Annotated in this window: 10 protein-coding genes; 4 read left to right on the plus strand and 6 right to left on the minus strand. The window is 43.2% G+C overall.

What is annotated here, in order from left to right; genetic code table 11:
• Positions 1-128: 128 nt before the first annotated feature.
• From FGL31_RS00635 to FGL31_RS00655, 5 genes are all read right to left on the minus strand, one after another.
• Positions 129-1,238 (minus strand): SGBP N-terminal domain-containing protein, encoded by a 1,110-nt coding sequence (locus FGL31_RS00635; protein WP_138089400.1) that lies wholly within the window; start codon positions 1,236-1,238, stop codon positions 129-131.
• Positions 1,239-1,280: 42 nt separating this feature from the next.
• A complete protein-coding gene (locus FGL31_RS00640; RefSeq protein ID WP_138089401.1) occupies positions 1,281-2,960 on the minus strand; it encodes a RagB/SusD family nutrient uptake outer membrane protein in 1,680 nt (559 codons plus the stop codon).
• 31 nt (positions 2,961-2,991) lie between these two features.
• Positions 2,992-6,042, minus strand: a complete 3,051-nt coding sequence (locus FGL31_RS00645) for a SusC/RagA family TonB-linked outer membrane protein (RefSeq protein WP_232046132.1) — start codon at positions 6,040-6,042, stop codon at positions 2,992-2,994.
• Between the two features lie 117 nt (positions 6,043-6,159).
• On the minus strand, positions 6,160-7,086 hold the full coding sequence (locus FGL31_RS00650; RefSeq protein WP_138089403.1) for a carbohydrate kinase family protein: 927 nt from the start codon (positions 7,084-7,086) through the stop codon (positions 6,160-6,162).
• Positions 7,087-7,102: 16 nt separating this feature from the next.
• Positions 7,103-8,416, minus strand: coding sequence for a sugar porter family MFS transporter (locus tag FGL31_RS00655; RefSeq protein ID WP_232046134.1), 1,314 nt, complete (start codon positions 8,414-8,416; stop codon positions 7,103-7,105).
• A 317-nt stretch (positions 8,417-8,733) separates the two neighbouring features.
• On the opposite strand from FGL31_RS00655, the gene FGL31_RS00660 reads away from it, so the two are divergent.
• Positions 8,734-11,496: a hybrid sensor histidine kinase/response regulator transcription factor gene (locus FGL31_RS00660; protein ID WP_138089405.1), complete on the plus strand. Its 2,763-nt coding sequence runs from the start codon at positions 8,734-8,736 to the stop codon at positions 11,494-11,496.
• Between the two features lie 23 nt (positions 11,497-11,519).
• Here the strand turns inward: FGL31_RS00660 and FGL31_RS00665 are convergent, their stop codons facing one another.
• Positions 11,520-12,074: a peroxiredoxin family protein gene (locus FGL31_RS00665; RefSeq protein ID WP_138089406.1), complete on the minus strand. Its 555-nt coding sequence runs from the start codon at positions 12,072-12,074 to the stop codon at positions 11,520-11,522.
• A 40-nt stretch (positions 12,075-12,114) separates the two neighbouring features.
• Between FGL31_RS00665 and FGL31_RS00670 the strand changes: the two genes are divergently transcribed.
• The 3 genes from FGL31_RS00670 (at position 12,115) to FGL31_RS00680 (ending at position 13,868) form a co-directional block, all read left to right on the plus strand.
• Complete coding sequence (locus FGL31_RS00670) at positions 12,115-12,528, plus strand: efflux RND transporter periplasmic adaptor subunit (protein ID WP_138089407.1); 414 nt, start codon at positions 12,115-12,117, stop codon at positions 12,526-12,528.
• A gap of 65 nt (positions 12,529-12,593) precedes the next feature.
• A complete protein-coding gene (locus tag FGL31_RS00675) occupies positions 12,594-12,935 on the plus strand; it encodes an efflux RND transporter periplasmic adaptor subunit (RefSeq protein WP_138089408.1) in 342 nt (113 codons plus the stop codon).
• Positions 12,936-13,019: 84 nt separating this feature from the next.
• Positions 13,020-13,868 carry an RteC domain-containing protein gene (locus FGL31_RS00680; protein WP_138089409.1) on the plus strand — a complete coding sequence of 283 codons (849 nt, stop codon included), beginning with the start codon at positions 13,020-13,022 and terminating at the stop codon, positions 13,866-13,868.
• The last annotated feature ends 11 nt before the right edge of the window (positions 13,869-13,879 follow it).

Below are 13,879 nucleotides of genomic sequence, written 5' to 3' on the forward strand. Positions count from 1 at the left end.
TACGCATTTATGTGTGTATCCCGATATTGTCATCACAATCCCTTGGTAGAACGGTGAAGCAATCTGAAGAAAGCATTTAGCCACTTCATCAGATTACTTCGTCGCCCCCCTCGTCATGATATCATATTTTACTCTTTTGGCAGCGCCTTCAGTTCATCCCAATACATCCGCTGCGTCGGGAAAGCTACCGGCTGTCCATTTGCATGTTCGTGCGGCATCACAAGAATATTGCTAATGATCGCGGTACGGTCGGCCGGGATATAGAAGATCAGCTCCTGCCATTGGCCTAGATGTTCTTCGGAGTACCAAGCTCTCAACCAGGCTTTGTCAGTTTCACCGTCGGCCTGTATTTCCAGCTGTACATCGCCTGCAACCTGTTTGAGTACCATAAGTGAAAAACGGCTATATTCTGCAGGATCGACATTCACTTTATTTTCATTCCATAGTGCACCGCCATGCCACCCTTCTCCGGTACTCGCATTCCTTTCAAAAGAAGCACAGAAGTCCGTGGTGTTGATACCACCTGTCTTTGGATTAGGTGTACTGCTATCAACTGGCCCTCCGCCCAATTGAGCCCACTGCCGCATGACATCTTCGCCATTATACAGCACCAAAGGAAGTATAGGTTCGTCACCTAACATCACCGTTACCGTGTATGTAAACCTCTCTCCTTGATAGGTCAGTGTATACGTGACAGGCGAAGTGAAATCCACATAACTACCTTGATCGGGTGATATTGCCGCTCCTTCGGTATATGCGATGACAGGGCTCAACGCTGTGACGTCCGTACTCTCGGGCAAATATATCAACACCGTTTTTTCGCTTTGATTAACGATACCGGTTCGCCCTCCGATCCTAAACGAAGTAATCTCTGCTTTGATCTCCTTGACCGTCACCTTGTAGGTAGTATAGAGATTGCCGTTGAATACGCGGTATTCGATCGGCGTAGTGGCCGAGTAGGTAAAGTTCTGAGCAACGCCTGAGGCGGGGGCTATCGTGGCATTTGCAGGCAACGTAATAACGGGGGATACCGCTGCCAGGTTGGTGCCAGCTGGCACGAACACGGTAATTGTACCAGCCTCATTGTCCACAACACCTTCTGCACCGTTTACCGCAAAAGATGTGATATTTACATCAGAGTCAAGTACCAAAGGGTCGCTTGTCTCATCCTTACAGGCTGTGGTGATACAGGCAAAAAGCGTGATCAGCACCAGACTTATATTCTTTAATGTTGTCATAAAATTAGATTTTAATTTTTCTGCATTCTTATTGACTCAATTTTAGTAACCCGGATTTTGTTTATACAGGTATTTGCTCAAGGTAATCTGTGCTTCGGGGATGGGCAGATACTCGTGTTTGTCGGTCACGAACTGAGCATTAGCGTAATAAGACCTCCGTGTCCTTTCTACTCCGTAGTATTCATTCATCGCCTGTCCCGCATTCCCCCAGCGTACCAGATCAAAGAAACGACCGTTTTCCATGGCCAGTTCCAGCCGACGTTCCCAACGTAGCGCCTGACGGGCAGTAGACTGGCTCCATGTGATATTTATACCGTCTTGATAGGTTTCGATACGGGATTCGCCCGAAGCATACCCCGTAAGGGCCAGACTGTTTTTAGCCCGAGTGCGAAGCTCATTAATAAGCGGCAAAGCTTCGGAATGCCGCCCTAGCTCGATCAAAGCTTCTGCCCGCATCAACAATACATCGGCAAAACGGATCACAATACGGTTCTTGGAATTTGCGTAAAATGGCACCATCGGCACGAAACAATCACAATCGGGATCTACATTTTCTTTCAACGATGCATACACCGAGTATTCGGCGGGATTACGGTTCCAGCTCTCCTCATAAATACGGTTGCTGTTGTATTTATAGGGCAAGCCCGGAATCGCAACGGTATGGAAAAGACGTGGATCATACTTCTCAGAGGTGCTATAGGCATTCAGCGTGTTGTAATTTGTCAACGGAAGGCCGTCACCCGAGGTACGAAATGCATTGACGAGGCTCTGACTTGGCTTATTGAAATCACAGCATCCCACGCCCATAGGTACAGATAACAAGTCGGATAAGTTGACACGTCCAAATTTTGTACCGTCATCTTTAGAATATTGCACCGAAAAAAGAGCTTCACTACCGTTTTCGTAGCTTCCGGGCAAGAAGTTAAAGGCAAAATCTGATTCCAAAGTATGTCCCGAGGACAAAACCAACTCGGTATTTTCCAGTACTTGCTGCAGATCTGCTTGATTGATGCTCGTGACAGCATGTTTTTCAGCTTCGTCCTGACGGTAAGCCTTGTACAAATAAGTTTTGGCTAGATAACCTGCCGCTGCAAATTTATTGGCACGACCTATTTCGGACTGGACAGGGGGTAGATGCTCCGTAGCATATTCAAAATCATCTACAATCTTCTGCCAAAGCTCGTCGTTGCTTAGTGCTCTATTGGACACCAATTCATATTCATCCACCGGTTTATTTTCATCTACATAAGGGACGTATTTAAACAAAACTTTGAGTAGAAAATAAAAATGTCCCCGAAGAAACCTTGCTTCGCCCATTTTTGCTTCCCTGTTGGCCAAGTTATCCGATTCTTGTATAGCGCGAATCGTGTTGTTCGCGCGTGATATCGCGACATAACACTGAAACCATAGGCGGTCGACTTCTCCGAAATTCGGTAGGATGTTGTTGGATACTTCGAAAAAGTGAAAAGTCTGGATATCCGAAGGGCCGGACCCGCCTTTGTAGGCATCGTCGGACCGTACCGTTCCGTACGGCCAAAGGCTAAGTGGTACATCGTAGTGATCATTTCCCAAAGCTGAATAGGTAGCCGTAAGTAGTTTATCAGGATCGTTTACCTGATCGGCACTCAATACGCCGTTCGGTGTTTCGTTCAGGAAATCAGAGCATCCAGACAATAACAGTGACAACGAAATAAAGGTAAATATTTTATTAAATGCGTTCATAATATGATGATTTAATTTTTACAATCTAAGGTTAAAATGAAACGTTCAATCCGGCAGTCCATGTCGTAGGGATCGGATATCCCCAGCCTACGTTTTCAGGATCTACACCAGTGAAGTTCTTGGATTTTACGGTAAATAGATTCTGACCGCTCACGTAAAAGCGCAATCTGCTCATCTTCCACCTCGACACCATATCCGACGGTAATGTATATCCGAAAGAGATGTTACGCAATTTCATATACGAGCCGTTTTCGATATAGTACGTGGAAAAGCGGCCTTCGTCGTTGCTATTTGTAGTCTGTAGAGCAGGAATAGTAGAACTTGTGTTTTGAGGCGTCCAAGCATCCAACAGACGGGTTCCCTTGTTGGAATTTACATCGTCCACACTCCAAAAGTCAGTCTGCTTTTTCAGCCAATTTTCAACATCTAGTCCCTGCACTCCTTGAAAGTATACCGAAAGATCGAATGCACTATATTTGAGTGCGATATTTAAGCTGTACGAGAAATCGGGATGCGGCGTACCTATCCAAGTACGGTCGAGGTCGTTGATTTCGCTATCACTATCGTTTACGTTTACATAGCGTAAACGCCCGATACCTTTTCCTGTTTGGTTGACATGAGCATCGACCTCATCTTGGTTTTGGAAGATGCCATCCGTAACATAACCGTAGAAAGAACCTAAAGGTCGACCGACTATATTATCTCCCGCACGGCCACCGTAAGAGTTCTCGACGGCTTCGGGCAAGTGGGTGACTTTATTTTTGTACGTTGAAAAAACACCGGTAATGTCGTAATCCAGTCCAAAAGACGTATTGTTTTTAAAACCCGCTGTAATGTCAAATCCCTTATTCTCCATCGAAGCACCATTGGCCCAACGGTATCCGCCCTCGCCTACGACCCCAATGTACGCAGGGTTGATCAGCATGTCTTTTGTTTCTTTTACATACCAGTCAAAAGAGCCATATAAGTTACGTCCGAAGAGTTCAAAATCCAATCCAATATTGGTCTGCGTAGTTGTTTCCCATTTCAGATCGTCGTTTTCGGTCTGTATTTTACGATATCCGGAAGGCAAGCTCCCTGTTCCGCCTCCGGAAATGTCATAAGCTGTTCCGTCTATGATAACCCACGTAGGGTCACCTACGCCATATTCGGGCACAAAAAGTCCGTAAGTAGCCAAGTTGTCTATTCCCTGATTTCCAGTCTGTCCCCAACCAACACGCAATTTCAGATCGGAAATGAAGCCCTTGGTATTTTCCATGAAATTCTCTTCCGAAACCCTCCATCCAGCGGTTACGGCAGGGAACGTAGCAAAGCGGTTGTTTTTACCAAAACGCGATGAACCGTCATGACGCACAGTGAATGAAGCCAGATAACGGTCGTTGTAGGAATAGTTTAATTTTCCGAAATAAGACAATAGCGAAAAACCTGTAGCACCACCACCTACCGCAGCAGTACCCGTACTCACGCCCGGCCACATATATTCTGGTGTCTCAATAGCAAACGCACCTTCCCCAGAGGTATAGGCATTAAAAGTGATGTCGTTTTGACGGTTCATTTCTATACCTCCTAAAATATCAAACGTATGCTTATCTATCGTCTTTCTATAGTTGGCTGTATTGGACCAAGTCCACTTCATCCAGTGCGCCTGTTCCATATTGACACCTGTCCGATTGTTATTCAAGAATCCCGATTGATAGGACACTTCCATATTACGTTTGTAAAAGTTACCGTAATCCACACCATAGCTACTGCGTATATGCAACCCTTCAATAATCTGTACGTCAGCGTATACGTTTCCGAACAAGCGCCAGTAATTGTAAGCGTTATTCCGGTTGTCATATAATAAACGCATCGGGTTATGGCGGTCATTCATCCCTTGCGCAGGGCCACCCCATCCCTCTCCGTCAATAGTGTGTACAGGTATCATCGGCAAAGCCTTTAAGGAAAGATCAAGCACATCACCAGGCACCTGTACTTCTCCGGTCTTGTTCAATGTAAAGTTTTCTCCAACAACCAGCTTTCCGTCAAACAACTTGTAGTCTGTGTTCATACGTGCTGATATACGGTTGAAATTAGTATGTTTGAGTGTGCCGTCATTGTTTAAGTATCCAAGCGAGAAAAAGGAGCTTCCTTTGTCAGTTGCCGAACTAAGAGAGGCATTATACGACTGTATAAGGCCTGTTTTCGATATCTCATCAAACCAGTCGGTATCTGATGCGTACATGGTTCTTTCAGAATCTAAATACTTTGATAGATACGTGTTATTAAGCTGTGGGAGGCCATTGCTGTCATATCCCCAATCAAAATAGTAACCTATATTGTTCGAGTTAGGATTTGCCCCTCCATTCACATTCGCTCGCCAAAGTGCTTGTCCGTATTCTCGTGCATTAAGCACCTCCATCTGGTTATTAAAATATGTACTGGTGAGATAAGAGTCAAAAGTCAGTTTTGGCGCACCTAGCTTACCCTTTTTTGTAGTAACGACAATTACCCCGTTGGCTGCCCGCGAACCGTAGATACTGGCAGAAGAAGCGTCGCGAAGTACCTGTATGCTCTCGATATCATTTGAATTCAGTTCGTGCATCCCCCCTTGGCTGGGCACACCGTCAATCACATAAAGAGGATCCTGACTACTATTTATCGAACCGATACCGCGCATGCGGACTGTAGCTGCGCCGCTGGGATTACCATCGGCCGTTACTGTCATACCGGCGACACGCCCTTGCATCGCTTTCATCGGATTGTTTTCAGCGGATTTCATGATCTCACTAACATTCACAACACTAACTGACCCGGTGAGATCCTTTTTTCTTTCTGTCTGATACCCTGTCACTACGACCTCGTCCAAACTCTCCTGCGCACTAACCAAAAGAATTTCCAAAAACGATTGGCTATTGACCCTAACTATCTGACTTTCATAACCGATATAGGATATTTCTATCGAGGGATTGCTTCCGCTAAGGGCAATGTTAAACTCTCCATTTTCATTTGTTTGGGCTTTTTGCTGCGTGCCCGTAATCGCCAATGACGCTCCAGCTATCGGAGTTCCTGTACTGCTGTCCATGACTCTTCCCCGAAGCATTGCCTGTTGGGCAAAGCCAGACAAGGACAATAGGAGCATGGAAAAGAGCAGTATCGCATTCTCTTTTGTAATCATAAAATTGGTGGTTTATAAATGAATAGAAATTTAAGTTTATTATCAATATTTCGCTTTGTATAATGGATTAAGCCATTGAAAGCGAATAATATCGTTTTGATCATAAGGCGGACAAGCACCACTGCTCTGTGTTACAAATCCACTGATCATCGCTGAAAAATCCATGACGTCCTCAATCAACAACTCTTCGGCAGTTTGAAAGCGTTTGGTTAGGAACGCTGCCAAAAAAGAATCACCACTGCCAATCGTGTCATTGATCTCCACGCGATATGCAGGAAAATGATACACAAGTTCCAAGGATTTTGAATAATATACCGCACCTTCCGCACCATAGGTGATCACTGCTTCTTGCAACTGGTAGATATCCATCAGAGCCCATACCCGCTCGACGTCACGCTCCATATCCAAATTTGTCCAGGAAGAAATCTTCTGCAGTTCGGCCTTGTTCATCTTGACCAAGTCTGCTTTGGAGAGTAATTCCAATACCCGTTCTTCCGTGTAAAAAGGTGTTCTCAGATTGACATCGAAAACCTTAAAGTTAGCCACTTCCAATAGTCGGATAAGCGTATCATACGATACTTCATTTCTGGAAGAAAGGCTTCCGAACACAAAGAAATCGGCATTCTTCACCATATCCAATCCTTGCGCATCCGTCTGGATGAAATCCCAGGCCACAGGAAAGACAATTTCGTAATGTACTTCTTTGTCTTCACCAATCTGTACCTCTACGGTAGAAGTCGGGTATACATCATCCTTTTGAAACAGGGCTGTGGGCACACCGAGATCCCTGCACAATGCTTCGATTTCCTGGCCATTTTCGTCTTCGCCAATACGCGTCAACATAGCCGTAGATACGCCCAAGCGGTTCAAATGATAAGATACATTCAGCGGGGCCCCGCCTAATTTTTTTCCTGTGGGAAGATTATCCCATAATACTTCTCCAAAACAAACGGCTTTATACGACATCATATACTCCTTCCTTATCTTAGTGTAAATTAATTGTGCGATCCATACTTTCCAATGTTCTTCCTTTGGTTTCGGGCATCATCTTCCACACGAACAGTAATTGAAGCACCATAAACCCGGCAAAGACCATAAACGTGTTACCTCCACCGAGCAATTCAGTTAATGCCGGAAAGAAAAAGGTAATAATGGCGGCCATAACCCAATGTGTCAGACTACCTAATGTCTGGCCTTTAGCCCGGACTTCGTTGGGAAATATTTCGGAGATAAACACCCAGATCACAGCACCTTGTGAAAATGCAAAAAAAGCAATGTAGATCATCAGATAAACTAAGATCAATATACCGTCTGTCTGACCTGAATAGAACGAAACGGATACTAATGCTAAAGATGCAATCAAACCGAATGAACCGATCAACATCATCTTACGACGACCTACCTTATCAATAAAATTCAAAGCCAACAACGTGAATGCAAAATTGACGATGCCGATCCCTACCGTAGACAACAGGGAACTCTGGGCTCCCAAACCAGCCATTTCGAATACCCTTGGTGCGTAGTAAATAATAGCATTAATCCCAGAGACCTGATTGAATACAGCAAAAAGAACCGCCAATATAACCGGGGTACGGTATTCTTTTGAGAAAAGGCTTTCCTTCTTGTTTGCCGCCAGCGATCGGGCATGGCTCTGCGAAATAGATTCTAATTCCTGCTCATAAGTGGAAGGATCTATACACTTCAATATGGACTCAGCTTCCGCTTTTTTATTACGGTTTACCAATAACCAACGAGGACTCTCTGGCACCAAGAAAATCAGCGCAAAGAATAAAGCGGCCGGAAATGCCTGTACGCCTAACATCCAACGCCATGACTCTTCGCCTCCCTGCCCAATCAGGTAATTGGATAAATAAGCAATTAGAATCCCGAATACCACATTAAACTGGAAAAGACCAACTAGCTTGCCGCGTGATTTTGCCGGGGATATTTCCGATATATATATAGGTGCAGTCACCGAGGACACCCCTACCCCTATCCCTCCCAAGAAACGGAACAGGATAAATATCGACCAATCGGTCGCTAACGCCGTACCTATCGCAGCAAAGAAATAAAGTACTGCAATAATGAATAGGGTATTCTTACGGCCGATCTTGTCGGATGGCCATGCGCCTAACGCGGCACCCGCGACTGTACCTATTAAAGCGATAGCCATGGTTAGCCCGTGCTGAAACTCACTCAAATTCCAATAAATCTGTACAGCTCTTTCTGCTCCTGAAATTACGGCAGTGTCAAACCCAAAAAGGAAACCACCTAATGCGACCACGAAGGACCACGTCAAAACATTGTTTCTACCCATGTGAATATTTATAATTGATGATACTAAGGTAGAACAAGATTTAAGAGCATGCCACCTCTTTAGTACACAAAAAAATTAAATATTATATCTTTTTAAAAACAAAACACAATAAACTGATTAACAACAATTTAATACTTAACAAGTATTTCCTCATGTTAAAAAAATGAACATTTACTTTTACTCATGTTACACATTTCAAGAAATTCATTTCTACCTGAATACCGTTGTCCATTTCACTTCTTATCTTAAAACACAAAAAAAATGTATATTGGTACCTCTAATCTGGAACATTGTCCATTATGCCAACTAAAAAACTTTGGATATTATGCATACTTATATCATTCATCAGTCTAAGTGGCTGTCATAAGAAAAGTTCGTCCAAAAAGTTAAGAATAGCCTTTTCGCAATGCATAGGTTCTGATGCCTGGCGTGAAACCATGCTCAAGGAGATGAAAAGGGAATTGTCTTTCCATCCCCACATCGAATTTCTTTACACCGACGCTGGCGGTGACAACCAAAAGCAGATCGAACAAGTACGGGAGTTTTTGAAGCAGGATATCGACCTGCTCATCATCTCCCCAAACGAAGCGGAGCCACTCACACCTATTGTAGATAGTGTATTCAGGCAAAATATTCCTGTTATCGTGACCGACCGTAAGACGTCCTCGGGTCTATACAACGCCTATGTAGGAGCCGATAATCACGCTATAGGTGCCTTGGCTGCCCAATACCTATCTAACCACCTGCAAGTGCCGAGTAAAATTGTACTCGTTACCGGACTTCCTGGCACGTCTGCCTCAGTCGAACGTGAAAAAGGATTTAGGGAAGCGGTAAAGGAGTATCCACACCTCCAGATCAAAAAAACGATCAGTGGACAGTGGCTTAAAACAAGCACCATCGGAGAAATTCAAGCAAATATATCTGATTTTCAAAATGTTGACGCTATCTTTGCATTTAACGACCAAATGGCAATGGGCGCCATCCAAAGTTTAAAAACCAACCCTAAAGCTTCTTCTCAGCTGATAGTTGGTGTGGATGCCCTTCCGGGTGGGGGAAATGGCCTTGAAGAAATCCTGAATGGACAAATGACAGCATCACTGCTTTATCCAACAGGGGGTGCAGAATCCATAAAAACCGCATTGGCTATTCTTTATAAACAGTCCTACCAAAGGGAGAACCTCCTTAACACAGCTGTAGTAGACAAAACGAATGCATCCCTGCTCAACCTGCAGTATCAGAAGATCGATGACCAACAAAATGATATCGATAGGCAACAGCAGTTGCTTGATGATCAGCAACGTATATACAACAGTCAAAAGACTACACTCAATGTTCTGATCGTAAGCCTCGTGTTAGCGGTTGTCTTTGGCGGCATTGCCATCATAGCCTTAAAAAGCAACTGGGAGAAGAACAAGCATTTGGAACTGCAGAACAACGAAATCGTGCAACAACAAAATCAGCTTATCCAAATGAGCAACCAGATCAAAGAATCGTCCGACGCACGGAGCAACTTTTTTACCAATATATCGCACGAGTTCAAAACGCCGCTTACCCTGATCATTACTCCGCTGGAAGACCTTATGTATCAAGATGGTCTCCCGAAAGAAACCGTACACCAAATGGAGCGGATGAAACGAAATGCAGAAAAGTTGTTAAAACTCGTCAACGAACTTATTGATATACAGCGATTTTCGAAGGAAAAACTTAGCCTGCAAGCGTCACCACACGATCTCAATAAATTCATGAGCCGCATCGTACAATCTTTCAAACCGCTTTCCATCAAAAAGAAAATAGCCATCACTTACAGTAACCCGACATCGGTGCAATTGCTCTGGTTTGACAGCAACCTGATGGAAAAGGTCTTTGATAACATTATCTCCAATGCGCTCAAGTTCACCGACAAACATGGCCGTATCGATATTCGTACAGAATTAAATCAGTTTGGCGACCACCTTCTGATCCGTATCATTGATAATGGAAAAGGCATTAGCCGGGAACATATCGATCATATCTTCGATCCGTTTTATCAAGGTGTCAGAAGCCACGAGGGTTCGGGTATAGGTCTCGCTTTGGCTAAAGAGATCGTTACGATGCATCATGGGCAGATCACGGTCAGTAGCAAAGAAAATGAAGGCACTTCGTTCACATTACGTCTACCCGTAGGTGACCAACATCTGACCGATGAAGAGAAGGATCTCTCGCCACTCCCTATGCCTGCGGAGGTATTGAAATCCAACATTATCCTGGGTGATGAACCTCCGGAAATAGACCGTTGCCTTGTTATACACAAAGGACACGTACATAGCATTTTGGTTGTTGACGATCATTTTGATATATTAGATCTGCTGGTGGAAAAACTTCAGGATCACTACAACCTCTACACAGCGCCAAATGCGGAACAGGCGATGAAAATTGCACTAAAATCTGTTCCTGATCTTATTATCACCGACGTCATGATGCCCGGAAAAAGCGGGTTTGATCTGGTCAAAACCCTTAAGGCAGATACACGTACCTCCCACGTACCCATTATCGTCCTTTCGGCCATAGATTCGGAAGAGAACAAACTTGAAGGGGCAAGGGCACGGGCAGATGCATATATTACGAAACCGTTCCATCTGGAGAGATTATTGGCGACCGCTGCAAATCTGATCAAATCCCGTGAAGACCTTAAAGGTCGTTATCAAAGCGAAATCAATATTACCAATATCACATCAGACAAAACCACGTCAGATATAGATCGCGCTTTCTTGAATAACCTCTCGGCTATCGTCGAGACACATCTTGCTAACCCGAAGCTCACGGTAGAAGATATTGCCGAGCAGATGAATATTTCCCGTATCCAACTGTACCGACGGGTCAAGTCGCTGTTAGACTGTGGCGTAAACGATTATATTCTTACCCGAAGACTCAAAAAGGCGAAACATCTTATCATGGAGGGTTACAACATCAATGAAATAACAGACAAAGTAGGTTTTGCCTCATCCACCTATTTTGCGACAGCTTTCAAAAAAGCCTATGGCATGAGCCCAACCTCATTTAAGAAAAATCCAGGGGGAGTGTAAATCGTTTACAAAGGAATTTCGGGCTATTGTTTGTAAATTTTCTCCAATGTCTCCTGTAATTCTTCGCCCTTGATATTACGGGCGACTACAACGCCATCCGGATCAATAAGCACATTACTCGGAATAAACCTGACACCATAAAGTGCCACTGCTTCCGTATTCCAGAACGCCAGATCCGACACCTGTGCCCAGTCTAGTCCATCATCCTTTATCGCTTTCAGCCAGCTCGCTTTGTCTTTGTCCAGAGATACCCCAAAGACGGTAAAACCCTTATCCTTGTATTTTCTATATGCCGCTACAATATTGGGATTTTCCCTTCGGCAAGGGCCACACCATGCTGCCCAAAAATCCAGTAAAACATAACCTTTGCCCAGATGATCAGAAAACCGGACTTTTTCTCCGTTAGGACCTGTAGACACGAAATCTATGGCCTTATTTCCAGGAGCTACTGCAGCTTGCTTTTCTGCCAGACCTCGCAAAATCTGTACATATTGCGAACCACCCAAAGACGGATCTAATAAGGCTAGATGCGCATTGATCTCTTCAGGAGACAGATTGTAAGAATAATTGCGAAACAATACATATGGATAAGTACAAGCAGGTCAAATCTTAGCCATCTTGGATGCCCCTGAATTAAAATCACAGCAAAATGCAGCCGAATCAAGATTGCAGTCCCAACAGGCATTATATCTTGCTAGTAAAGCAACGTACGATCGTCTTTTACAAACCAGTAAGACACCTGGTACCATTTCGTCCAATGATCTCGAACAGGCGTATGCAAAACAACAATCAGATTTGGCTCAATTGAAAGCGGCTAGAGCTGCTAGTAATGAAGTTACCGATACCAGAGAATATCTAGTCATCAGAGCACCTTTTAGTGGTATAATCACCGCAAGGAATGTTAGTGCAGGAGCCATTGTTGGTCCATCAGGCAAAGGCTCAGAATTACCGATCTTTTCATTGGTAGAACAAAAGAAATTACGCCTTGTAGTAAGCGTTCCTGACGCATATTCTATAAAGCTGGAGAAGTAAAATTTACCATTGCATCAATACCCAAGGATACCTTAATAGCTAAAATTTCCAGAACAGCCGGAGCATTGGATAGTAGGCTTCGTTCTCAACGTATTGAAATGGATGTTCAGAACAATAACCGTAAACTATTACCGGGAATGGTTACTGAAATCATCGTTCCTTTGCAAAGCGATGAAAACGCACTTACCTTACCATCTTCGGCAGTATTGAGTGCTACGACAGGAACGTTCGTTATTCGGGTAAATAACAAGAAAGCAGAATGGGTTCCTATTAAGCAAGGGATTACAGCAAATGGAATGACCGAAGTAATTGCACAAATATCAATACAGGACAAAATCGTAAAACAGGCAAGTGAAGAGATACGTGATGGCTCTCCTGTTAACACACAATCATATGGGAATTATTGATTGCAAAGCTATTGTATTAGCTGATGGAACCGTGTGCTCGTCGCTAATGGAGTTTGTTAATTCAACAAAATATTAGTTAGAGAGATGAATAATTACTATAAGAAAACAATCCAAAAATTAGAAACAGAAATTGCTGAATTGACATCCGAGTTTGGCAATTCACTACTTTTCTATGAAAGGAGTATCGACTTAATTATTCAAAAGATGATGTTGCTAAAGGAATTTTTACAATCGAATAACTTTAATAGTATAGAAGATGAAATCAATTTTTTCAAAGTACAAAAACCAAGTGTTATTTCCAAGCTCATCTATTTTAACGCCATTTACAAAATTGAAGCTAAAAAACCTTATGGTGGAAAGCAGGCTATAGAAACCTATTTAAACAACGAAATGTTGGAACTTAAAAGGTTTTATGACAAGAATGCTGAATTTTATAAATATTATAGAACGGGCAGTAATTATCTTGACCATAAGTATTTTGTGAGAGGAGAACATGATATTAAGTTAAGCCTCGATACCTATTATTTTGAGGCAGATCACACCTTTTCAACATCCCATGACTATAAAGTTGCCAAGATTATTGCAAATGATTTAATACAAACATATCTAAAAAAACGACTTGCCAATATCACGAATGGTGAAGATACGGATGGGCTAAAAAGAGATGGACAATCTTTAACCTGGACGACCAACAAAACTGACCTCATAGAACTTATTTATGCTTTACATACTCAAGAGGTTTTTAATAACGGAAATATTGACATAAAGGTCATTGCAACCTGTTTTGAACAGTTATTCAATATCGATTTGGGAGACTTCTATCATACCTACTTAGAACTAAGAAACAGGAAGAAAAACCCAACGAAATTTCTTGATTTATTACGTGATGGTCTAATTAAAAAAATGGATGCCCAAGACGAAAAAATAGGATGAAGTATATAATA

The sequence above is a fragment of the Sphingobacterium daejeonense genome (assembly GCF_901472535.1).
Classification (GTDB): Bacteria; Bacteroidota; Bacteroidia; order Sphingobacteriales; family Sphingobacteriaceae; genus Sphingobacterium; species Sphingobacterium daejeonense.